We start from the raw sequence: 24,017 nt of genomic DNA, 5'->3' as shown, positions 1-24,017 counted from the left end.
GCCCAGGTTCCGGGCCCGGTGTGCGTCAGCCGGTGCTGCCCGGCTTCGGGAGCGGCTTGCCGTACCAGAGCTCGATCAGCCGCGCCGCGATCGAGATGCCGTACGGGGGCAGGATCTCACCCGACTCGAAGGCGGCCGTCAGGTCCTCGCGGGAGAACCAGCGGGCCTCCTCGATCTCCTCGCCGTCCACGTTGATCTCGGAGGAGGTGGCGCGGGCCATGAAGCCGAGCATCAGGCTGGAGGGGAACGGCCAGGGCTGGCTGGCGACGTACTCGACCTCGCCGACCGTGACCCCCGCCTCCTCGAACACCTCGCGCGCCACGGACTGCTCGATCGACTCCCCCGGCTCGACGAAGCCCGCGAGCGTCGAGAAGCGGCCCTCGGGCCAGTGCACCTGGCGGCCCAGCAGGGCACGGTCCTTCTCGTCCGTCACCAGCATGATGACCGCCGGGTCGGTGCGCGGGTAGTGCTCGGCGCCGCAGGCCGGGCAGCGGCGGATGTGACCGGACGCCGCGATGACCGTGCGCTCGCCGCAGCGGGAGCAGAAGCGGTGCAGGCGCTGCCAGTTCTCCAGCGCCACCGCGTGCGCCATCAGTGCCGCGTCGCGCGGGCCGAGCAGCAGACCGGCCTCGCGCAGGCCGGCCGGGCGGGCCGGCTGGTCCATGCGGCCGGGCAGGGAGTCCTTCTGGAGCGCGAAGTAGCTGACGCCGTCCTCGTCGGTTCCGAGGAAGTAGCGGTGGGTCTCGGTGATCGGGGCCTCGAAGGCCGGGGTCATGACGATCTCCGTGCCGCCCTCGGCCGTGTCGTCGATCAGCACCTGGCCGCCGGAGACGACGAACACGCGGGTGGTCGGGTGGCTCCACGCGGCGGCCAGCCACGCCTCGTCGAGGCGGTGGTGCGCCGCGCGGTCGATGCCACTGGGCGCGGTGAGACCGATGGGACGGTCCGCGGTGGCGTTGTCGAAGGTGCTCACAGGTGCTTCCTACTCCCCCGGGATGGATCGGGTGTTCAGAGGATTCAGCGGAGTGTGGCGGCCAGCTCGCCCCAGAGGTGCGCGGTCGTCTCCACGCCCTTGAACAGGAGGTCGAGCTCGACCTTCTCGTCGGGGGCGTGCCAGCCGTCGGACGGTACGGAGATGCCCAGGAAGAGGACGGGTGCGCCGAGCACGTCCTGGAGGTCGGCGGCGGGTCCCGAGCCCCCTTCCCGGGTGAAGAGGATCTTCTGGCCGAAGGCCCGTCCCATGGCGCGGGCCACGGCCTGGAGGGCCGGGTGGTCCAGCGGGGTCAGGCAGGGGCGGGTGGCCGGGGCGAAGGAGATCCGGTGCCGGACACCGGCCGGGACCTGGGTGTCGGCCCAGGCCCGGACCACCTGCTGGACGTGGTCGGGGTCCTGGCCCGCGACCAGCCGGAAACTGATCTTCACCATGGCGGAGGACGGGATGATCGTCTTGCTGCCGGCCCCCTGGTAGCCGCCTCCGATGCCGTTGACCTCGGCGGTGGGGCGGGCCCAGATGCGTTCCAGCGTGGAGTGGCCGGCCTCGCCCGACGCGGCGCGGGACTTGGCGGTGCGCAGCCAGGTCTCCTCGTCGAAGGGCAGCTCGGCGAAGAGCGCGCGCTCGGTGTCGGTGAGTTCGCTCACGCCGTCGTAGAACCCGGGGATCGCGACCCGGCCGTCCGCGTCGTGCAGTGCGGCGACGAGCCGGGCGACGGCGGTGGCCGGATTGGGGACGGCGCCGCCGAACGAACCGGAGTGGATGTCCTGCTCGGGGCCGTACAGCTCGATCTCGCACTCGGCGAGGCCGCGCATGCCGGTGCAGACCGTGGGGGTCGTCTCGTTCCACATGCCGGTGTCGGAGACGATCACGGCGTCGGCGGCGAGCCGGGCGGCCCGCTCCTCGACCAGGGCGCGGAAGTTCGGGGAGCCGGACTCCTCCTCACCCTCGATCAGGAGCTTGAGGTTGACGGCGGGCGTGGTGCGGCCGGTGGCGGCGAGGTGGGCCCGGACGCCGAGGGTGTGGAAGAACACCTGCCCCTTGTCGTCGGCGGCGCCCCGCCCGTACATCCGGCCGTCGCGGATCACCGGCTCGAACGGGTCGGTGGCCCAGCCGTCCTCGCGGGCGGCGGGCTGCACGTCGTGGTGCCCGTAGACGAGGACCGTCGGGGCGTCCGGGTCGTCGGACGGCCACTGGGCGAAGACCGCGGGAGCACCGGGCGTCTCCCAGATCTCGGCGACCGGGAAACCGGTCTCCCGGAGCTTGGCGGACAGCCACTCGGCACTGCGCCGTACGTCCCCGTCGTGCTCCGGCTGGGCGGATACGGAGGGGATGCGCAGCCAGGCGGCGAGGTCGTCGAGGAAGGCTGTGCGGTGCTGCTCGGTGTACGTACGGACGGCGCTGTCCGGGGTGTCGCTCATGGCCTTGAGCCTAGTGCCTCGTCCGGTGGGGTCCTTCCGCCCGCGGTGCGGGGCCGGTGCGGCCGGCCGGGGCTAGTCCGGTTGTTCGTCGAGCAGGATCCGTTCCAGTTCCGCGCGGCCCGGGAGGCGGGCGGGGCGGACGATCTCGCCGCTGCGCACGTAGAGGAACGTGGCGAGGACCTCGGTGGGCGGCAGGCCGTGAAGCTCGGCCCAGGCCAGGCGGTAGACCGCGAGCTGGAGGGGGTCGGCGGTATTGGTGCGGGTGGTCTTCCAGTCGACGATCTCGTAGGTGTTCCCGGTGCGGTACACCGCGTCGATGCGGCCCCGGATCACCCGCCCGGCCAGGGTGATCTGGAACGGCGTCTCGACGCGGTACGGGGTGCGGCGGGCGTACGGGGTGCGCTCGAACGCCTCCTTGAGCTCGGCGAGGTCGCGTTCGTCGGCGATCTCGGCCTCGTTCCCCTCACCGCCGGGCAGCTCGTCGGGCCCGAGCATGGGCAGCGGCACCTCCTCGAAGCGGGACTCCACCCAGGCGTGGAAGCGGGTGCCCCGGCGGGCCGCGGGCTGCGGGGGCCTCGGCATCGGGCGGGCCAGTTCCCGGGCGAAGCCGTCGGGGTCCTCGGCGAGGCGCAGCAGCTGGGTGGCGGAGAGCGACGCGGGGACGAGGACGTCGCGCACGGTGGCGCGGGCGCGCCGCAGTTCGCCGGTGAGCGCGTCGAGGTCGCGGTCCCAGGAGGCGAGGGTGCGGGACTCCTCGGGGGTGAGCCGGCGCTCCCCGGCGGGCCCGGGCTCGGGCTCGGCCTCGGGGGTCCGGGCCGCGGGGATGTGCGGGGCGGGAGCGGGGGCGGACGGGGCCGGGGGCCGCGTCGGCAGGGCGTCCCAGTCGTCGGCGTACAACTCCTCGTCGGGAAGATCGGGGAACTCGGGGGGCTCGGGGGGCTCGGGGAACTCGGGAGGCTCCTCGTCGGGGAACGGGTCCTTCTCCCCGGCGTACGGGTCCGGGCCGGTGGGGGCCGTCGTGGCCAGGGTCCTCAGGTGTGCCAGCACCGCGTCGGCGGCGGCGCGGCGGCGGGTCAGCGCGAGGGCGTCGAGGGGAAGCGGCCACGCCTGGTCGGCGGTCCGCTCCGCGAGCGCCGGGTTCTCCTCGTCCTCGGCCGGTTCGTCGGCCCAGACCTCGATCTCGCCGTATCCGGCCGCGCAGTGCTCGTACAGCGCGTGCAGGAAGCCGGACGGGCCGCGCGGCTTCTTCTGGGAGGGGCCCCACCAGTGGCCGGAGCCGAGCAGCAGGCTGCGGGGCCTGGTGAAGGTGACGTATCCCAGGCGGAGCTCCTCGGTGTACTGGTGCTCCTTCATCTCCTCCTTGAAGCCCTTGAGGCCCTTGGCGTCCCAGGAGCGGATGTCGGGGAGGGTGGCCCGGTCCCCGCGCAGGGCGTGCGGGAGGACCTTGGCCTGAGTGGTCCAGGCGTCGCGGGACTGACCGCTGGGGAACTGGCCGGTGACCAGTCCGGGCACGGCGACGACGTCCCACTCCAGGCCCTTGGACTTGTGGGCGGTGAGGACCTTGACGGTGTTCTCGCCGCCGGGCAGGGCGTTGTCCAGGCCCTTCTCGTACTGGACGGCGGTGCGCAGGAAGCCGAGGAAGGCGAGGAGGGTGGCGTCGCCCTCGACGGCGGAGAAGCGGGCCGCCACGTCGAGGAAGTTGCCCAGGGTCTCGCGGCGGCGGGCGGCCAGGGCCTGCGGCGAGGCGGAGAGCTCGACCTCCAGGCCGGTGGTGGCCAGGACCCGGTGCAGCACGTCCATCAGGGGGTCGGCCAGCGAGCGGCGCAGGTCGCGCAGTTCGGCGGCGAGGCGGGCGAAACGGACCCGGGCGTCGGCGGAGAACGGAAGCCCGTCGTCCTCCTCCCCGCCGGATTCGAGGAAGGTGTCCAGCGCGTCGGCGAGCGAGATCACCTCGGCCGGGTCGATGCCCTCGACGGCCTCGGCGAGACGGCGGTCGGGGTCGAAGTCCTCGTCGTCGCCGTGGGCCGCGCGGTGGACGAGGAGCCGGGCTCGGCGGCCGAGCAGGGCCAGGTCGCGGGGGCCGATGCGCCAGCGGGGGCCGGTGAGCAGCCGGACCAGGGAGGCGTTGGCCCCGGGGTCCTGGAGGACCTCGCAGACCGCGACGAGGTCGGCGACCTCGGGAAGGTGCAGCAGCCCGGACAGGCCGACGACCTCGACCGGGACCTCACGGGCCACGAGCGCGGCCTGGATCTCCGGGAAGTCGCCCGCCGTCCGGCACAGGACGGCGATCTCGCCGGGCTCCTTGCCGGTCCTCACCAGATGGGCGATCGAGTCGGCGAGCCAGTCGATCTCCTCGGCGTGGGTACGGAGCAGGGCGCAGCGGACGGTGCCGTCGCGTTCGGCGCCCGGGGCGGGGCGCAGCGCCTCGACCCCCTCGTGCATGGCGCGCAGCGGGGCGGCGAGGCCGTTGGCGAGGTGGAGGAGCCGGCCGCCGCTGCGGCGGTTCTCGCTGAGGGAGTAGCGGGTGGCGGGGGTGCCGTCGGCGTGCGGGAAGTGGAGCGGGAAGTCGTCGAGGTTGGCGACGGAGGCGCCGCGCCAGCCGTAGATCGCCTGGCAGGGGTCGCCGACGGCGGTGACCGCGTGCCCGGTCGCGACCGCCCGCCGGGGCGCGTCGGCGCCGGAACCGGGCTCGGGGCCGGAATCCGGACCGGAACCCGGGGCGGGCTCGTGGCCGGGCTCGGGGCCGCGGCCGAAGAGGGCGGAGAGCAGCAGCCGCTGGGCGACGGAGGTGTCCTGGTACTCGTCGAGCAGGACGACCCGGAACTCGTCGCGCAGGATCGCGCCGACCTCGGGGCGGGTGAGCGCCAGTTCGGCGGAGAGCGCGATCTGGTCGCCGAAGTCGAGGAGGTCGCGGCTCCGCTTGGCCTCGCGGTAGCGGCGGGTCAGCCGGAGCAGTTCGCGACGGGCCTCGGTGGTCTCGGGGACCTTGCGCAGTTCGGCGTTGGTGAGCTTGGCCGATTCGAGCGTGTGCAGGAGCTCGGTGTCGTGCTCCGCGAGCTGTTCGGGCCGTACGAGGTGCTCGGCCAGCTCGGCGTCCAGGGCCAGCAGATCACTGACCAGGGTGGGGAACGACCTGGTCAGGGCCGGGTAGGGGCCGGGGGCCTCACGCAGCACGCGGGCGGCGAGCTGGTAGCGGGTGGCGTCGGCGAGGAGGCGGGTGGTGGGTTCGAGCCCGATGCGCAGCCCGTGCTCGGTGAGGAGCCGGCCGGCGAAGGCGTGGTACGTGGAGATGCTGGGCTCGCCCGGGGGGTTGTCCGGGTCGATCGCGTCCGGGTCGGTGACCCCGGCCGCGATCAGGGCCTTGCGGACGCGCTCGGCGAGCTCGCCGGCCGCCTTGTTGGTGAAGGTCAGCCCGAGGACCTGCTCGGGCGCCACTTGGCCGGTCCCCACCAGCCACACCACCCGGGCCGCCATCACCGTGGTCTTCCCGGACCCGGCCCCGGCCACGATCACCTGCGGTGCGGGCGGCGCGGTGATGCAGGCCGTCTGCTCGGGGGTGAACGGAATCCCGAGGAGCTCCTTGAGCTGCTCGGGATCGGTGATGCGTGAGGACACCCCAGGAGGTTAGCCGCATGCACTGACACCGTGCGGCGCCCGCAGGTCCACCGGCCCGTGCGCACGCACGTCCGCACGCGCGTCCCGGAACCGGCCCGTTCCGGGGAAAGGGCTTCCGCGGAAAGGCCCCGCGGAAAGGGCTCATTCCAGGATGTGGCGGCCCTCCGGCTGCGCGCTGCACGAGGCCCGGAAGGCGCAGTGCCCGCAGTGCTGGCCGGTCGAGGGCGTGAAACGTTCGTCCAGGACCCGGCCCGCGGCCGTGGCCAGCAGGTCGGAGACCCATTCGCCCCCGCCGTCCCCGCCGTCGAGCGGTTCCTGCGCCTGCACCTTGGGAAGGGCGTCGCCGCCCTCCTTCTTGGGGGCGGCCTGGCGCAGCTGCACCAGTTCGGCGCCGCCCGGTTCGGGGCGCCGGCCGTCGAAGACCTCGTCGACCGCCCCTTCCCGGACGGCCAGCTGGTACACCGCGAGCTGGGGGTGACGGGCGACCTCGTCCTTGGTCGGGGCCTGCTTGCCGGTCTTGAAGTCGACGACGTAGGCCCGGCCCTCGGCGTCCTGTTCGACGCGGTCCATGGAGCCCCGGATGCGCACCTCGTACTCCCCCGCCTCCAGCGTCACGTCGAAGTCGTGCTCGCTCGCGGCGGAGGTGCGGCCGGTGCGGTCCATGACGTGCCAGCGCAGGAAGCGTTCGAGGGCGATCCGGGCCTGGTCCTTCTCCTGCCGGGACTTCCAGGGGGCGTCGAAGACGAGGCCGTCCCAGACCGAGTCCAGCCGTTCCATCAGGACGTCCAGATCGGCGGGGGTGCGCCCGGAGGCCACCTCGTCGGCGAGTACGTGGACGACGTTGCCGAAGCCCTGGGCGGCCGTCGCCGGGGCGTCCGCCTTCACCTCGCGGCCGAGGAACCACTGGAGCGCACACGTGTTGGCGAGCTGGTCGAGCGCGCTGCCGGACAGTGCCACGGGCCGGTCCCGGTCGCGCAGCGGCACGGCGGAACGGGTCGGCTCGTACAGGCCCCACCAGCGGTGGGGGTGCGCCGCCGGTACGAGCGGTGCGCCCTCCTCGTCGGTGAGCGCGGCGAGGCGGGCGAGACGGCGGGCGGCCTCCTCCCGCAGGGCATCGGACGCGCCGGGGTCGACGGTGGTGGCGCGCAGTTCGGCGACGAGCGCGGCCACGGCGAGGGGGCGGCGCGGGCGGCCGGTGACGTCGCGCGGCTCGGCGCCGAGTTCGGTGAGGAAGCGGGACGGCTGGTCGCCGTCGTCGGCGGGGGCCTTCACCGCGGTGACGACGAGGCGTTCCCGGGCGCGGGTCGCCGCGACGTAGAAGAGCCGGCGTTCCTCGGCGAGGAGGGCGCCGGGGGTGAGCGGCTCGGCCAGGCCGTCGCGGCCGATCCGGTCCGCCTCCAGCAGCGAACCCCGGCGGCGCAGGTCCGGCCAGAGTCCCTCCTGCACCCCCGCGACGACGACGAGGCGCCACTCCAGCCCCTTGGAGCGGTGCGCGGTCATCAGCCGTACGGCGTCGGGGCGCACCACGCGCCGGGAGAGGGTGTCGGCGGCGATGTCCTGGGCGTCGACCTCCTCCAGGAAGTTGAGCGCGCCGCGTCCGCCGGTGCGCTCCTCTGCGCGGGCCGCGGTGTCGAAGAGGGCGCAGACCGCGTCGAGGTCGCGGTCGGCGTTGCGCCCGGCCGCGCCGCCGCGCAGCGCGGCGCGCTCCAGCCGCGACGGCCACGGGGTGCCGGACCACAGCGCCCACAGCGCCTCCTCCGCGGTGCCGCCCCCTTCGAGCAGCTCGCGCGCCTTGCGCAGGAGCGCGCCGAGCCGCTGGGCCCCGCGGGCGTACGCCGGGTCGTGCGTGACGAGCCGTTCGGGTTCGGTGAGCGCACGGGCCAACAGGTCGCCGGAGGGCGCCGGTACCCGGTTCCCGGCAGCCCGCTCCTCGTCGCGCAGGGCCCGGCCGAGGCGGCGCAGGTCGGCCGCGTCCATGGAGCCGAGGGGGGAGGTGAGGAGGGTCAGGGCGGTCTCGGTGTCCAGCCAACGGGTCCCGTCGTCGGGTACCCGACCACCGGCCTCTTCCGGAACGCCGCCCGCCGAAGCCTCGTCCGCCGGTGCCTTCTCTTCCGGTTCCGCCGTTCCGTCCCCCGCGTCCTCCCTCACCGCCCCCTCGTCCGGCGCACCTCGGTGCAGGGCCGCCGAGGCGACCGCGCGCAGGGCGGTCAGGAGCGGGGCCACCGCCGGTTCGTGGCGCAGGGGAAGGTCGTCGCCGTCGACCTCCAGGGGGACGCCGGCCGAGGTCAGGGCCCGGCGCAGGGAGGGGATCGTGCGCCCCCCGGCCCGTACGAGCACCGCCATCTCGTTCCACGGGACGCCGTCCTCCAGATGGGCCCGGCGCAGCAGGTCCGCGATGTTGTCCAGCTCCGTGGAGGCGGTCGGGTAGGTGTACGCCTCCACCCGCCCGCCCTCGTGGACCGCGGCCAGCTCCCGGTGGGCGCGGACCTTCTCCGCGGGCAGCCTGGTCAGCGGCATCCGGCGGGTCAGCAGCCGGGTGGCGGCCAGCAGCCGTTCCCCGGACCGGCGCGAGGTGGTGAGCACACCGACCGGGGCCGGGGCGCCGTCCGCCCGCCGGAACGTCTCCGGGAAGTCGAGGATGCCGTTCACGTCGGCGCCCCGGAACGCGTAGATCGACTGGTCCGGGTCGCCGAAGGCGATCAGGTCCCGGCCGCCCCCGGCGCCCCGGGCGCTCCCCCGGTTCCCGGCCAGCGCGTGCAGCAGCCGTACCTGGGCCGGGTCCGTGTCCTGGTACTCGTCGACGAACACGGCGTCGTACTGCCCCGCGAGCGGCGCCGCCACCTCGGGGCGCTCCGCGAGCAGCACGGCGCGGTGCACCAGCTCCGCGTAGTCCAGCACCCCCTGGGCGTCCAGCACGTCCAGGTACTCGGCGAGGAACTGGGCAGCGGCGCCCCAGTCGGGCCGGCCGGTGCGGCGGGCGAAGTCGGCCAGCGCGTCCGGTCCCAGGCCCAGTTCCCGGCTGCGGGCCAGCACCGCGCGCACCTCGTCGGCGAAGCCGCGCGTGGTCAGGCAGGCCCGCAGCTCGTCGGGCCAGCGGATGTGGGGGAAGCCGTCCCGTTCCAGTTCGAGCTGACCGGCGAGCAGCTCGCGGACGGTGACGTCCTGTTCGGGCCCGGAGAGCAGCCGCAGCGGTTCGGCGAAGAGGTCGGCGCCCTGGTGGGCGCGGACCAGGGCGTAACAGAAGGAGTGGAACGTGGTGGCCTGCGGGCCGCGGGCGGCACCGAGCCGGGCGGCCATCCGGTCGCGCAGCTCCACGGCCGCCTTGCGGCTGAAGGTGAGCACCAGGAGGCGGGCGGGGTCGGCGCCCCGGGCGACCCGGGCGGCGACCGCCTCGACGAGCGTGGTCGTCTTGCCGGTGCCGGGTCCGGCGAGCACCAGGAGCGGGCCGCCGGGGTGATCAACCACCGCGCGCTGTGCCGCGTCCAGAAGAGGGGGTTCCACGGAGCCCGGCGGAGTACGCACCAGTCGGTACGCGCCCGCGGCCCGCCGTCGTTCCTGACGGTACGGACTGTGCCGGGTGGAGGAGGAGGAACTCACGTGGATCGCCGGTCCTGGTGGGTGTGCTGGTGGTGAGGGTGCGGTGCGGTGCGCGGGCTGACGACGCTACGCCAGCGGCGGCGCGGTGCGGGACGTGCGCGCTGCGTGCCTCGTCACGTTCCGGGGCGCGGACGCGGTCGGAGGTCGCACCGTACGCCCGACCGTGTCGGACATCACGCGCGTCGCGCACATCACACACACGCATGTCACACACATCACTTACGTCGGGTGCGCCACGCAGCGCGCAGGGTCCGCACACCCCGGCCCGCACGCCCCGTACCGCTCGGCAGGAACCTGCGCGTCCGGCCGTGCGGACCCCGTCCCGGCCCGCGGCGCGGGCCGTCCCGCCGGGCGTCGCCCCCCACGCGCCGGGCGTGTCGTACGGGCCCGACGTCGCCCATCGCGCCGCCGAATGGCCGAAGCTGTCAGATGTGAGCACCTCCGCCCCTGTCCCGGTCCGCGCCGCCGCCCCCGTCCGCGGTGACGCCGTCCCACCGCGCCCGCCTCATGTCGAGGCGCGGCAGATGGCCCTCCGCACCTCGCGCCGCCTCGCGCAGCGGGGTGCCCTCCTCGCGGTAGCGGTCCAGGGCCCGCAGCTCGTGGCCGGGCAGCAGCACCCCGTCGGACCGCACCACACGCCACCACGGCACCGCGGACCCGTACAGCGCCATGGCCCGGCCGACCTGCCGGGGGCCGCCGTCGCCCAGCCACTCGGCGACGTCCCCGTACGTCATGACACGGCCGGGCGGGATCAGCTCGGCGACGTCGAGCACCCGCTCCGCGTAATCCGGCAGCTCGTGGACCGTCGGCCCGGCACCCGGCCGGTCGCTCTCCGCCCGGTCGTTCCCTGCCCGGACGGCGCCCGTCCGGCCGCCGTTCGTCCCGCCGTCGCTCGTCCGGTGTTGGCTCATCCGCCCCATCCTGCCGTACGCCACCGACAGCCCGGCCCGGTCCGTCTGCCCCCGTCCACCGGGCGTGCGGGCGGGGGCAAAGGGGCGTATCTTGCGCTTCGCGTGTCCGTGCAGTGCACCCTGATGCCCCCCTCCGTCGCCGGGCCGTGCCACCATCGTGCGGGCGGTGACCGGTGATACGAGACCACGAAGACCAATCAGAGGCGACGAAGGAGCAGGGCGTGCAGCCACCGAAGGCGGCGGACGCCCCTGATGCCGAGCCCCACCCGGACAGGTCCCGGACGTCCGCCGAGTCCCACCCGGACGAGTCCCGCGCGTCCGCCGGGAAGGGTCCGGACGCGTCCCGCGCGTCCGCCGGGGAGTCCGGCCGGGAGCGGGGGGCGGCCCCCGGGCACCCGGCCGGGTCGACGCTCTCGACCGTCGCGCAGGAACAGGCCGAACGCGTCTCGGGGGACGAACCGCTGCTCCCCGCCCGGGTGCACCGCCCCTCCGACCTCATGCGGCTCCTCATCGGGATCCTGGCGATCGTCGTCCTGTTCGCGATCGCCGCGTTCGCCCACGGCACCACCGCCGGTCTCGAACAGGACATCAACAAGGGCACCGGCCAGGCGCCCGACGTCCTGATCAAGCTCGCCGGCCTGGTCTCCAGCATCGCCGTGCTGCTCGTCCCGGTCGCGTTCGCGATCGAGCGGCTGATCAAGCGCGACGGGCTGCGGATCGCCGACGGGGTGCTCGCCGCCGTGCTGGCGCACGGCGTCACCCTCGCCACCGACCTCTGGGTGTCCCGGTACGCCCCCGGCACCATCAAGGACGCCCTGACCCAGCCACAGGCCGGGGCGCTCACCGACCCCGTGCACGGCTACCTCGCCCCCGTGATCGCGTACATGACGGCGGTCGGGATGGCGAGACGGCCGCGCTGGCGGGTGGTGCTGTGGGTGGTGCTGCTGCTCGACGCGTTCGCCATGCTGGTCGGCGGCTACACGACCCCGTTCTCGATCGTCCTGACCGTACTGATCGGCTGGACCGTCGCGTACGGCACGCTGTACACGGTCGGCTCGCCCAACGTGCGGCCGACCGGTCAGCACCTGATGGCCGGGCTGCGCCACGTCGGCTTCCGCCCCGTCACCGCGATGCGCGCCGAGGACTCCCCCGACTCGGGCGACCCGAACGACCGGGGGCGCCGCTATCTGGTGTCCCTGGAGGACGGGGCGCCGCTCGACGTCACGGTCGTCGACCGCGAGCAGCAGGCCCAGGGCTTCTTCTACCGGGTGTGGCGCAGGCTCACCCTGCGCGGCATCACCCAGCGCCGTTCCATCCAGTCGCTGCGCCAGGCCCTGGAGCAGGAGGCGCTGCTCGCGTACGCGGCGATCGCCGCCGGGGCCAACGCCCCCAAGCTGATCGCCACGTCCGAGCTCGGGCCCGACGCCGTGATGCTGGTGTACGAGCACATCGGCGGCCGTTCCCTGGACGCGCTGGAGGACTCGGAGATCACCGACGAGGTGCTGCGCGGCGCCTGGCGCCAGGTGAGGGCGCTCCAGTCGCGCCGGATCGCGCACCGCAGGCTCACGGGTGACGCCATCCTGGTGGATCGTTCCGGCAAGGTGTTCGTCACCGATCTGCGCGGCGGCGAGATCGCGGCCGGTGACCTGGTGCTGCGGATGGACGTCGCGCAGCTGCTGACCACCACCGGTCTGCGGGTGGGTGCCGAACGGGCCGTGGCCGGGGCCCTGGAGGTCCTCGGCCCCGATGTCGTCGCCGACTGCCTGCCGCTGCTCCAGCCGATCGCGCTGAGTCGTTCGACCCGTGCGACGCTGCGCCGGCTGGCCCGGGAGCGCGCGCAGCGGGAGCGGGAGGCGGTGCTGGAGGCGTCGGACGCGGCCAGGCGGGTCAGGGCTCAGGAGCACGGGGCCCCGGAAGGGGCGGCCGAGCCCGGAACCGAGGACCGTACCGGCCGCAAGCCCGGCCGCAAGGCGCTCCGCAACCAGAAGCAGGCCGAGAAGCGGGCCCTGGACGACGCGCTGGAAGAGGCCCGCGAGGAGGACCTGCTCTCCCAGATGCGGCAGCAGGTGCTGCGGATCCGGCCGCAGGCGCCGGTCGAGCCGGTGCGCCTGGAACGCATCAAGCCGCGGACCCTGGTGAGCTTCATCGCCGGTGCGTTCGCCGCGTACTACCTCATCTCCCAGGTCACCCAGGCCGACTTCGGCACGGTCGCCGAGCAGGCGGAGTGGGGCTGGGTGGCCGCCGCCGTCGGCTTCTCCGCCCTCAGCTACGTGGCGGCCTCGATGAGCCTGCTGGGCTTCGTGCCCGAGCGGGTGCCGTTCGGCAAGACGGTGCTGGCCCAGGTCGCCGGGTCCTTCGTGAAGATCGTCGCCCCGGCCGCGGTCGGCGGCGTGGCGCTGAACACCCGCTTCCTGCAGCGGGCCGGGGTGCGGCCGGGGCTCGCCGTGGCGAGCGTCGGCGCCTCGCAGCTGTTCGGCCTGGGCTGCCACATCCTGCTGCTGGCGGCGTTCGGCTATCTGACCGGTACCGAGCGGACCCCGTCCTCGCTCACCCCGTCCAGGACCGTGATCGCCGGGCTGCTGACGGTCGCCGTGCTGGTGCTGGTGGTGACGGCGGTTCCGTTCCTGCGGAAGTTCGTGGTGACGCGGGTGCGGTCGCTGTTCGCCGGGGTCGTGCCGCGCATGATCGATGTGGTGCAGCGGCCGCAGAAGCTGCTGACGGGCATCGGCGGGATGCTGCTGCTGACCGGGACGTTCGTGATGTGCCTGGACGCGTCGATCCGGGCGTTCAGCGGTCCGGACGTGCCCACGCTCAGCTACGCCAGCATCGCGGTGGTCTTCCTCGCCGGCAACGCGCTGGGGTCGGCAGCGCCCACGCCGGGCGGAATGGGCGCGGTCGAGGGCGCGCTGATGCTGGGACTGATCGCGGTCAACCTGCCGAAGGAGGTCGCGGCGCCCGCCGTGGTGCTGTACCGCCTGCTGACGTTCTGGCTGCCGGTGCTTCCCGGCTGGCTCTGCTTCAACCATCTGACCCGCAAGGGCGAACTCTGACGGCGCCCCCGGGCCCGGGCCCCGGTTCACGGCGGGACCGGGCCCGGTTCGCGGGGGCCGGGGTGGAACCGGGCCCGCTCCCTGACGCCCCCTCTCCTCCCGACCCTCCGAACGGGCCCTGACGGTTCCTCAGCCACGGACGGGGCAGTGCACGAGGCCAGTCGGGCGACGGCCCGGGCGCCGACCACCCGCTTGGACCGGTGCCCCGTGCACCCCTCCGGTTCGCCCCGCACGATGGGCCCCATGAGGACCTCCCCCGCCCTGCGTGCCGCCGCCCTGGCCGCCACCGTCACCGTGCTCCTGCCCATCACCGCCTGTTCGAGCGGCGGCACCGAGGAAGGCGCCGGGCCGCGCAGCTCGCCGCTCGCGGCGAACGCCGCGGCGACCGGCCCCGACGACCTCGCCTCCCAGCAGCTGACGTGGAAGCCCTGCTCCGCCCCGGTCCCGGCGCAGGGCGGCGGGAAGGCGCCGACCCCGCTGCCCGGCGGCACCCCCTGGGAGTGCTCGTTCATGCGGGCCCCGCTCGACTACGCGAACCCCGACGGCAAGACGATCCAGCTGGCGCTCATCCGGGCCAAGGCCGCGAACCGGGATAAACGGATCGGTTCCCTCATCTTCAACTTCGGCGGCCCCGGCGCCTCCGGCGTCGCCACCCTGCCCGCCTTCGGCAAGGACTACGACAAGCTCCGCGCCCGCTACGACCTGGTCAGCTTCGACCCGCGCGGGGTGGGCCGCAGCGCGGGTGTGCAGTGCGAGAGCGACAAGCAGCTCGACGCCCGCTACGAACTCGACGGCACCCCGGACACCCCCGCGGAGGTGAAGACCCTCGTCGAGAGCACCCGGACGTTCGCGGACGCCTGCGAGCGGAACTCCGGCAGCCGGCTCCCCCACGTCGGCACCACCGAGGCCGCCCGCGACATGGATCTGATGCGCCAGGTGCTCGGCGACAAGAAGCTGTACTACTTCGGCATCTCGTACGGCACCGAACTGGGCGGCGTGTACGCCCACTTGTTCCCGAAGAACGTCGGCAGGTCGGTGCTGGACGCGGTGGTGGACCCGACCCAGGACTCCGAGCAGTCCTCGCTGGGCCAGGCCAAGGGCTTCCAGCTCGCGCTGGACAACTTCGCCCAGGACTGCGTGAACCGGGGCGACAACTGCAAGCTCGCCGGTTCCACCCCCGAGGAGGTCGAGCAGGGCATCGCCGACCTGCTGGACTCGCTGGAGAAGCAGCCGGTCGAGGGCATCGGGTCGCGCCGGCTGACCCAGACCCTGGCCACCACCGGCATCGCGACCACGCTCTACTCCAAGGAGACCTGGCCACTGCTGGAACAGGGCGTGGACGAGGCCGAGGGCGGCAACGGCGCGCTCCTCCTCGCCCTCGCCGACTCGCTGAACGGGCGCTCCGAGGACGGCAGCTACGACAACTCGATGGCCGCCAACACCGCCATCAACTGCGCCGACTCCAAGCAGCGGTTCACCGCGGACCAGACCCAGGCCAAACTCCCGGAGTTCCGGTCCGCCTCGAAGATCTTCGGGGACTACCTCGGCTGGGGTCTGATGGGCTGCACCGACTGGCCGGTCGCGGGCGCCTGGGAGACCCCGGACGTCAGCGCCCCGGGCGCGGCCCCCATCCTCGTCATCGGCAACACCGGCGACCCGGCGACGCCGTACGAGGGCGCCAGGGCCATGACGGACGCGCTGGGCAAGGGCGTCGGCGTGCAGATGACGTACGAGGGCCAGGGCCACGGCGCGTACAACAGCGGCAACCTTTGTGTGCAGAGGGCCGTGGGCGGTTACCTGCTGGACGGCAAGGTTCCGGCGGCCGGGACCGTCTGCCGGTAGTGAATCCCCTCCGGGGAACCGGGGCCCGTCCGGCGAGCGCAACCGGACGGGCCCCGTCGCCGTCCCCGGCCGGGCCCCCGGGATCGTCGGAGATCGCCGGACAGCCCTTAGCATGAGCGGACTTCTGCACGCCTCGGATGCAGGCACCTCCGTGCGCCACGACGACCAGCGCCCCCTGTGCGCCGCGTGGCGCGCGGGCGACAACGGGGAGGACGTACGACGTGGCCGCACACGCACGCGCCGGAGCTCTGGCCGGCACCGCACTTCTGCTGACGGGCCTGCTCGCGGGCTGCGGCGGGGGAACGGACGAGAAACCGGCCGACCGCGCGGACCGCGGCGCGGCGTCCCCGGCCGGTGATCCGTCGGCCTCGCCGGACGGGCGGGACGCCCTGCCCCCGCTGCCCGCCTCCCTCACCTCCCAGCGACCGGACTGGAAGCGCTGCGAGGCCCCGCAGGGCGGCACCGCGCCCGGGGACCAGTGGCGGTGCTCGACGGTCCGGGTGCCACTGGACTACACGAAGCCGGAGGCCGGGACGGTCGGGATCGCGCTGATCCGCAAGAAGGCCGGGAACTCCGGCCGGCGCCTGGGTTCGATGCTGTTCAACTTCGGCGGCCCCGGCGGTTCGGGGGTCGCGATACTGCCGCGCGCCGCCGGTGCGTACGGGGAGCTCAACTCCCGGTACGACCTGGTGGGCTTCGACCCGCGCGGGGTCGCGGGCAGCGAGGGGGTGAGCTGCCGCACCGACAAGGAGCAGGAGGACTCCTTCCGGAAGGTCGACATGACCCCGGACACTCCGGCGGAGGAGGCGGCGTTCCTGGAGGACGGCGCGGACTTCGGCGCCGGGTGCCAGCGCCGCTCCGGCAGGATCCTGCCGCACGTCGGCACGGTGAACGCCGCCCGCGACATGGACCTGATCCGTCAGGTGCTCGGCGACCGGAAGCTCACCTACTTCGGCATGTCGTACGGCACCGAGCTCGGCGGCACCTACGCCCACCTCTTCCCGAAGAACGTCGGACGCACCGTCCTGGACGCCGTCGTCGACCCGACCGCGGACGCCATCGGGCACGCCCGCAACCAGGCGACCGGCTTCCAGCGGGCCCTGGAGAACTACCTCAAGGACCGGGGCCAGGACCCGAAGAAGGGCACGCAGCGCATCGCCCGGCTGCTGGAGCGGATCGACAAGAAGCCGCTGCCGACCGCCTCGGGCCGCAAGCTGAACGACTCGCTGGCCGTCACCGGCATCGTCATGCCGCTCTACTCCAAGAGCAGCTGGTCCTATCTGACGCAGGCGCTGGACGAGGCGGAGAAGAGCGGCACCGGCACCATGCTGCTCGAACTCGCCGACTCGTACAACGGCCGTGACGAGAAGGGCCGTTACGACACCCAGAACCACTCGCAGCGCGCCATCTCCTGCGCGGACAGCAAGCTCCGGCCGACGGCGGACGAGGCCCGGGCGCTCCTGCCGGAGTTCCGGAAGCTGTCCCCGGTGTTCGGACCGTTCCTGGCGTGGGACACGGCGGGCTGGTGCTCGCAGTGGCCGGTGGAGGGCGAGCACGACAACCCGGAGACGAGCGCTCCGGGGGCCGGTCCGGTCCTGGTCATCGGCACGACCGGTGACCCGGCGACGCCGTACGAGGGTGCCCGGAAGATGGCGGACGAGCTGGGCAAGGGCGTCGGCGTCCTGCTCACCAACAAGGGCGAGGGGCACGGCGCGTACGGCGGGAACGCCTGTGTGACGTCGGCGGTGAACACGTACTTCCTCGACGGGAAGGTCCCGGACGACGGGAAGTCCTGCTCGTGAGCACCGCTCCGGAAACATGGTGAGGGGGCCGGTCCGTGCGGACCGGCCCCCTCACCATGTGCTGTACGCGGAGTGTCTCAGTACACCGGCTTCTCGGGCTCGATCTGGTTGACCCAGCCGATCACGCCGCCGCCCACGTGCACCGCGTCGGCGAAGCCCGCCGACTTGAGGACCGCGAGGACCTCGGCGCTGCGGACGCCGGTCTTGCAGTGCAGGACGATGCGCCGGTCCTGCGGGAGGTCCTGGAGGGCGTTGCCCATCAGGAACTCGTTCTTCGGGATCAGCTTGGCGCCGGGGATCGAGACGATCTCGTACTCGTTCGGCTCACGGACGTCGATGATCTCGATCTTCTCGTCCGCGTCGATCCACTCCTTGAGCTGCTTGGGAGTGATCGTGGAGCCGGCCGCCGCCTCCTGGGCCTCCTCGGACACGACGCCGCAGAAGGCCTCGTAGTCGATGAGCTCGGTGACGGTGGGGTTCTCGCCGCAGACCGCACAGTCGGGGTCCTTGCGGACCTTGACCTGGCGGTACTGCATCTCCAGGGCGTCGTAGATCATCAGCCGGCCGACCAGCGGGTCGCCGATGCCGGCGATCAGCTTGATGGCCTCGTTGACCTGGATGGAGCCGATGGAGGCGCAGAGCACCCCGAGCACGCCGCCCTCGGCGCAGGAGGGGACCATGCCCGGCGGGGGCGGCTCCGGGTAGAGGCAGCGGTAGCAGGGGCCGTGCTCGGACCAGAAGACGGACGCCTGGCCGTCGAACCGGTAGATCGAGCCCCAGATGTACGGCTTGTTCAGCAGTACGGCCGCGTCGTTGACCAGATAGCGGGTGGCGAAGTTGTCCGTGCCGTCCACGATCAGGTCGTACGGGGCGAAGATGTCCATCACGTTGTCGGCTTCGAGCCGCTCCTCGTGAAGGACCACGTTCACGTACGGGTTGATGCCGAGCACCGAGTCCCTGGCGGACTCGGCCTTGGAGCGGCCGATGTCGGCCTGGCTGTGGATGATCTGGCGCTGCAGGTTCGACTCGTCGACCTCGTCGAACTCCACGATGCCGAGCGTGCCCACACCGGCCGCGGCCAGGTACATCAGGGCCGGCGACCCCAGACCGCCGGCGCCGACACAGAGCACCTTCGCGTTCTTCAGCCGCTTCTGTCCGTCCATCCCGACATCCGGGATGATCAGGTGGCGGGAGTACCTGCGGACCTCGTCGACGGTGAGCTCAGCAGCTGGCTCGACCAGGGGTGGCAGCGACACAGGAACCTCAACAATGCAGGTGGTCGGTTTCTACGTACTTCAACTGCGTACGGTTGTTCTTCCGGTAACACTGCCACGCCCCCTCTCATTCCGAGATACCCGGTCCGACTCGCGAGACGATTTCGTCCCAGTACCTGGGCAGCGTCGCGAATGGGTCGGTTTGCCCTTGCCGGCCGTCTCGATCCGTGAAGAAGATCGTGCCCGCCCCCTGCCAGCGGGCGATGCGCATGGCCTCTTCGAGGTGGGTGCTCTGGACCCCGTGGACGAAGTGCGCGAACTTCTGCGGCGGATAGGCGGCGGTCCACTCCGCCACCTGCGACCAGCGGTAGTCGGTCCACGGGCCGCGGAAGGTCACCAGCTGGTCGGCGGCCTCCGCGTAGCCGGGGTACGGATGGGTGTCGGGCGCGAGCACCAGCGGCCCGCGCTCCCGGCCGCCCGGCCGCTCCCCGTCGTCGAGGAGCGCGGCGAGCGTGCCGGTGAGACGGCGCACCGCCGGGAGACCGGCGCGTTCGGCCGGGCAGCGGTCGAGGTAGAAGCCGTCGACGCGGTACCAGTCGAGGAAGGACCGCGCGTCGGCGACCAGTTCCGGGAAGGGGCGGTCGCCGAGGGCCAGGTCGAGGTGGCCGAGCAGCCGGCCGCCCGCCGCCCGGACCGCCTCGCGCGGGTCCTCGTCGTGCACGGCCCGCTCCCGCGCGTTGCGCAGCCGGCCCGCGGCCTCCAGACAGTGCGGGTCCGGTCTGCTGCCGGGGCCGTTGTCGATGTTGAGGACGGCCCAGTGCAGCGGGGTGCCGGGGCGGGCCAGTTCGGCCCACTCGGCGGGGGCGAGCAGCGGGTGCGCGCAGCCGGGGACGCCGAACCCGAACCGTTCGGCGCCACTGGTTCTGGGGACCGTGCCGGTGATGGTCAGATACGGCACGCCGCCTCCATCCAGATGTCGGCGAGGGACTCCTCCAGATTGATCCGGGGGCGCCAGCCGAGCCGGTCCCTGGCGGTGCGGACGTCGGCCTGCTGCCAGGCGCCGCAGCCGTCGGGGTAGGGGGACGGGGTCGCCGAGAGGTGCTCGATGACCGACTCGTTGGAGGTGCGCGGGGCGCCGATGGGCAGCCGGGGCGGGGGCGCGTCCAGCTCGTGGAGTGCGCCCGCGTACCCGGCGACCCGGGCGAGGACGGCGGCCGCGTCCCGCAGGCGCACGGCGCGTCCGGTACCGATGTTGACGACGCCCTGGGCGGCGGAGAGCGAGGCCGCGTGCACGGCGCGCGCGACATCGCGCACGTCGACGAAGTCGCGCTGCACGCCGAGGCCGCTGAGCTTCAGCTCGCCGTCCCCGGACTGCATGGCCCGGCGCATCGCCTCGGCCAGCCTGCCGAGCGGGGAACCGGCCGGGGTGCCCGGTCCGACCGGGGAGAAGACCCGCAGCACGACCGCGTCGAGGCCGGAGCCGAGGACGAGTTCGGTGGCGGCGAGCTTGCTGACGCCGTACGGGCCGCCGGGGCGCGGCAGCGCGTCCTCCGCGGTGGACGAGCCGGGCTGCGAGGGCCCGTACTCCGAGGAGCAGCCGACCTGGACGAGGCGGGCCGTGCAGCCGCTGCGCCGCATCGCCTCGCAGACGGTGGCGACGGCGACGGTGTTGTGGCGGGTCAGCTCGCGCGCGCCGCCGCGGGTGGCGCCCGCGCAGTTGACGACGACACCGGGGTGGACTGCGTCCAGGAACCGGGTCAGCGCGCCGGGGCTCCCGCTGGCCAGGTCGAACCGTACGTCGGCGTCGTCGCCGCGGCCGAGCGCCGTGAGGTGCACGGCGGGGTCGGCGAGCAGGCGGTCGGCCACGAACCGGCCGAGGAAGCCGTTGGCTCCGAGCAGCAGCACCCTCATCGCGCGCCCCCTCGGCGCCGACGGCGACCTGCCGGGGAAGGGGATTGGGGGGTCATGTCCGTTGTCTCCTCGTGGAAATGGGATGGGTGATGCGGCAGCGACCCGCGACGTCGGCTCCGCGGGGCGTGCGCATGGTTCGTGGGGGGTGGTGGAACGGTGGTGCGGCTTCGGGGTGGTACGGGGGAGTCCGCGCGCGCCGCCCGGACCGGGGCCGGGCGGTCGGGCGCGGGGTGGTGAGTGGGGGGCGGTACGGCGGTGGTCACCCGGTGGTGCCGCTTTCGTCGGCTCGGGCGAGGGTGTGGGCGGACGCCCGGGAGAGGACGACGGTGGCGGTGATGAGCAGCACGAGGGCGGAGGCGCCGCAGGCGACGGCGGGTACCGCTCCGGTGCCGCCCGCCACGACGAGGAGGTCGACGGGGCGGGCCAGGAAGTGCAGACCGGGCAGTCGCCCGGCCAGGATCAGGGCGGGTGCCAGGGCCTCGACGGCGCAGGCGGTGGCGAGCGCGGCGGTGGCCGGGCCGGGGTGGCCGTGCCCGGTCAGCAGCCGGGCCAGCAGGAGCAGCACGCCGAGCGCGGCCGTCCCGGTGAACGCCCCGCCGCTCCCGTACCCGAGGCGGGCGAGGTGCAGCAGACCGATGAGGGCGCACAGGTGGAGCGCGACGGCGCCGAACAGCAAGGGGCGCACACCGGCGGCGAACTCCTCCAGTGCGCGGCTGCCGTGGAGTTTGCGGCGTGTGTGCACGGAGAAGAGGTGGGCGCACCAGGCGGCCGGGAGGAGCGAGAGGGCCAGCCCCAGCAGCGGTGCGGGGGTGATCTCCCAGGGGCCCTCGGGTCCGCCGCTGAGCACCTGGTCGAGCAGGGGTTCGCCGTACAGGACGTAGCCGAGGAGCCAGCAGCCGTACAGCCGGGCGGTGAGCGGGGAGCGGCTCCCGGCGCTCAGGGGGCCGTCGCGCAGGGCGAGGGCGAGGCCGGCGAGCGCGAGGAGCGCGCCGGTGAGGGCGACCGCGAGCCGGGCCCCTCCCCCGAGCGTCCCCTCGGTGAGTTCGAGCACGCCCACGGTCGCGGCACAGGCGGCGCCCGGCAGCAGGGCGCGGAGCGACCAGGCGGCGCGCGTGGGGACGTCGCGCTCCGGCGCACCGGGGCCGGCCGCGGGCTCCGTGACCGCTCCGGGCATCCGTGCGAACAGTTCCTCGGCGAGCGAGAAGACGTCGCGGTGCCGGTAGCGGGCGGCCACCCGGTCGGTGATGCCGTGGGCCTCCAGTCCGACGGCGATCTCCAGCGGGTCGACGGCCCGTTCGCACAGCTGCCGGTGCCGGTGCATCAGCGACTTCACGGGGTCGGCGGTGCCGCGCCGCGCGGTACCGGGCCGCCGCGCCGCGACGGCTCCGGCGATCTCGGGGGCACGGGAAGCCCCGGCTTCAGGGAGGGGGACTCCGGTGACGGGGGCTCCGGGGGCGGAAGTTCCGGTGGCGGGGGCTTCCGTTCCGGTGGCGAGGGTTCCGGCGGTCGGGGGCAGGGCGTCCCCGCCTCCCCCGGCGGCCGGCGTGACGGGTGCGTCGGGCGTCTCGGCCGGGCGGCCCATGGTGACTCCTTCGTGTTCGTCGCCGACCGTGCCGGAATGTCCCGGCGCGCCGCGGCCCGGCCCGGCCGCCTCCTGTCCCTGCCGCCGCTCCTGCTCACGCATCCGTGCCCCCCGCTCCCCGCGCTCCCGCGCAGACGGTCCGGGGCCCGGCGGCCCAGCTGGGCGTGCGGTCGGCCGGAACGGTGCACGGGTCCGTCCACGGGCCCATGACGTGTGCCTCGGGCGGGGTGGCGAACGGACGCGGTCCGCCGTCGGGCTCCGCCGCCCCGGACCCGGCCCTCCGGCGGACCGGGGCGTGCGCCATCAGCTCCAGGTAAATGCCGCGAAATGCCGCGAGGTTCTGTTCGACGGTGAAGAGTTCGAGTGCGCGGGCGCGCGCCGCCGCTCCGAGCCGTGCGCGCCGCTCGGGGTCCCGCAGCAGCGCGAGACAGGCGTCGGCCAGTGCCCCGGGGTTGCCCGGGGGCACCACGAGACCGGTGCCGCCGATGACCTCGACGACCGCCCCGACGTCCGTCGAGACCGTGGCCCGGCCGCAGAACATCGCCTCGACCAGGCCGGTGGGGAAGCCCTCGGCCACGCTGGAGAGGACGACGACTCCGCCCGCCCCGTACGTCTTCGCGGGGTCGGCCGCACCGGCCGCGCCGGGGTCCTCGAAGGAGACCGGGCCGCCGGCGGGGAACAGCCGGTCGGCGAGCGCCCGGCAGTGCGCGAGGTAGGCGGCGCCCTCCGGGCCCCCCGCCGGGGCGCCGATGATCCGCAGCCGGGCGGCCGGTACGGACCTCCGGACCTCGGCGAAAGCGCGCAGCAGCGCGACCAGGTCCTTGGCCGGCTCGATCCGGCCGACCCAGACCAGGGTGTCGTCCGGGCCGCCGTCGCCGCTCTCGCCCAGCTCCGTGAAGCGGTCGGACTCCATGCCGGGGTGGACGGTGCGCAGCTTCTCGCGCCCGGCCCCGCACCGCTCCTGCCAGCGCCGGGCGTGGGTGTCGCCGGGGGTGACGATCGCGGCCTGCCGGTACACCTCGGCGGCGAGCAGCCGGTGGAAGCCGGCGAGCAGGGCGCGCACCGGCGCACCGGCGCCGGTTCCGGCCGCGGCGAGGTGGTGCGCCCGCAGCCGCGCGCCGTACTCGGTGACCAGCAGGGGGACCCCGAAGAAGCGTTTGACCAACAGCCCGGGCAGGGCCGCGGCACCGCCGGACGTCGCGTGGCAGAGGTCGACCGCGCCGAGGCCCTCCTCGTCGTACCAGTCGAGCGAGAGCGGGTGCAGCGCCCGGTCGAGCTCCCGGGCGAAGACGAGCAGGTCGGGGACCGCGGCGGCCTGGACGGTGCGTCCGGCCCCGGGGGCGTGGCAGGCCGCCTCCAGGACGCGCACGGCGGTCTCGGAACGGAGCGCCGGGGCCAGTCCGCCGTGTTCGCGGGCCAGTTCGGCGAGCCCGTAGAGGCCCTGCGCGAACCGCTCGCCCACCGCGTCACCGGCCGTGCGCCCCACGCCCGCCCCGCCGGAACCGCCCGCCCCGCCGTAACCGTCCGTGCCGTCGACGGCCCCGCTCCCGGCCCGCGACCCGTCGGCCGCGCAGACCGAGGACGCGAGAGCCGTCAGATGCGCCGTGAAGCGCCGCCGCTCGCGCCGTCCGTACGGGCGCGCGCCCCCGCCCGAGCCCGCCCGGCCGAACAGTCCGCGGGGGGCCGGAGCGCTCTCGTCGGCGGACCACACCGGCGCCGTCCGCACCCGGCTGACCTGCATCGGGAGCGGGACCCAGCCCTGCTCCCCCTGCTCGGTGGAGCGGCTGAGCGCGAAGAGATCGAACTCGTGCTGCGCGATTCCGCGCACCAGACGGTCGCACCAGAGCCCGGACTCACCGTCCGGGTACGGGTAACCACCCTCGGTGAGGAGTCCGATCCGCACGAGCACACCTCCGATCTCCCCTGGGGACGGCCGCCGTTGACACGACGACTCATAGCGGGAAGACCGTAAGCGGATACGCCGGTGGGGGGGGGGGGGGGGGGGGGGGGGGGGGGGGGGGGGGGGGGGGGGGGGGGGGGGGGGGGGGGGGGGGGGGGGGGGGGGGGGGGGGGGGCGGGGG

13 protein-coding genes are annotated in these 24,017 nt (G+C 74.2%); 3 read left to right on the top strand and 10 right to left on the bottom strand.

The window, feature by feature from the left end:
- Positions 1-25: 25 nt before the first annotated feature.
- The 5 genes from nudC to ACFYW1_RS11110 all read right to left on the bottom strand — a co-directional run bounded on the left by nudC (position 26) and on the right by ACFYW1_RS11110 (position 10,535).
- On the bottom strand, positions 26-973 hold the full coding sequence (gene nudC / locus ACFYW1_RS11130; protein ID WP_388990233.1) for an NAD(+) diphosphatase: 948 nt from the start codon (positions 971-973) through the stop codon (positions 26-28).
- Between the two features lie 44 nt (positions 974-1,017).
- Positions 1,018-2,412, bottom strand: a complete 1,395-nt coding sequence (locus ACFYW1_RS11125; protein ID WP_388990231.1) for a dipeptidase — start codon at positions 2,410-2,412, stop codon at positions 1,018-1,020.
- 72 nt (positions 2,413-2,484) lie between these two features.
- Complete coding sequence (locus tag ACFYW1_RS11120; protein ID WP_388990229.1) at positions 2,485-6,027, bottom strand: UvrD-helicase domain-containing protein; 3,543 nt, start codon at positions 6,025-6,027, stop codon at positions 2,485-2,487.
- Positions 6,028-6,168: 141 nt separating this feature from the next.
- Positions 6,169-9,624, bottom strand: a complete 3,456-nt coding sequence (locus tag ACFYW1_RS11115) for an ATP-dependent helicase (RefSeq protein ID WP_388990227.1) — start codon at positions 9,622-9,624, stop codon at positions 6,169-6,171.
- A 425-nt stretch (positions 9,625-10,049) separates the two neighbouring features.
- Complete coding sequence (locus ACFYW1_RS11110; protein WP_388990225.1) at positions 10,050-10,535, bottom strand: MGMT family protein; 486 nt, start codon at positions 10,533-10,535, stop codon at positions 10,050-10,052.
- A 221-nt stretch (positions 10,536-10,756) separates the two neighbouring features.
- On the opposite strand from ACFYW1_RS11110, the gene ACFYW1_RS11105 reads away from it, so the two are divergent.
- From ACFYW1_RS11105 to ACFYW1_RS11095, 3 genes are all read left to right on the top strand, one after another.
- Positions 10,757-13,585, top strand: a complete 2,829-nt coding sequence (locus ACFYW1_RS11105; RefSeq protein ID WP_388990222.1) for a lysylphosphatidylglycerol synthase domain-containing protein — start codon at positions 10,757-10,759, stop codon at positions 13,583-13,585.
- 243 nt (positions 13,586-13,828) lie between these two features.
- Positions 13,829-15,427, top strand: a complete 1,599-nt coding sequence (locus tag ACFYW1_RS11100; protein WP_388990220.1) for an alpha/beta hydrolase — start codon at positions 13,829-13,831, stop codon at positions 15,425-15,427.
- Positions 15,428-15,648: 221 nt separating this feature from the next.
- On the top strand, positions 15,649-17,229 hold the full coding sequence (locus ACFYW1_RS11095) for an alpha/beta hydrolase (RefSeq protein ID WP_388990218.1): 1,581 nt from the start codon (positions 15,649-15,651) through the stop codon (positions 17,227-17,229).
- Positions 17,230-17,306: 77 nt separating this feature from the next.
- On the opposite strand, the gene moeZ is transcribed toward ACFYW1_RS11095, so the two are convergent.
- From moeZ to ACFYW1_RS11070, 5 genes are all read right to left on the bottom strand, one after another.
- Positions 17,307-18,485, bottom strand: coding sequence for an adenylyltransferase/sulfurtransferase MoeZ (gene moeZ, locus ACFYW1_RS11090; RefSeq protein ID WP_388990216.1), 1,179 nt, complete (start codon positions 18,483-18,485; stop codon positions 17,307-17,309).
- 85 nt (positions 18,486-18,570) lie between these two features.
- On the bottom strand, positions 18,571-19,401 hold the full coding sequence (locus ACFYW1_RS11085) for a spherulation-specific family 4 protein (RefSeq protein ID WP_388990214.1): 831 nt from the start codon (positions 19,399-19,401) through the stop codon (positions 18,571-18,573).
- Positions 19,389-20,354 carry an NAD(P)-dependent oxidoreductase gene (locus ACFYW1_RS11080; RefSeq protein WP_148839080.1) on the bottom strand — a complete coding sequence of 322 codons (966 nt, stop codon included), beginning with the start codon at positions 20,352-20,354 and terminating at the stop codon, positions 19,389-19,391. Before ACFYW1_RS11080 ends, ACFYW1_RS11085 begins: the two co-directional genes overlap by 13 nt.
- Before the next feature lie 259 nt (positions 20,355-20,613).
- Positions 20,614-22,038, bottom strand: a complete 1,425-nt coding sequence (locus tag ACFYW1_RS11075) for a hypothetical protein (RefSeq protein ID WP_388990211.1) — start codon at positions 22,036-22,038, stop codon at positions 20,614-20,616.
- Positions 22,031-23,839 carry a glycosyltransferase gene (locus ACFYW1_RS11070; protein ID WP_388990209.1) on the bottom strand — a complete coding sequence of 603 codons (1,809 nt, stop codon included), beginning with the start codon at positions 23,837-23,839 and terminating at the stop codon, positions 22,031-22,033. The genes ACFYW1_RS11075 and ACFYW1_RS11070 overlap by 8 nt, the downstream gene beginning before the upstream one ends.
- Positions 23,840-24,017: the final 178 nt, after the last annotated feature.

Source organism: Streptomyces sp. NPDC002669 (assembly GCF_042889165.1).
Taxonomy (GTDB): Bacteria; Actinomycetota; Actinomycetes; order Streptomycetales; family Streptomycetaceae; genus Streptomyces.
The sequence above is the reverse complement of the archived record's forward strand: the minus strand, read 5'-3'. Positions and strand labels throughout refer to the sequence as shown.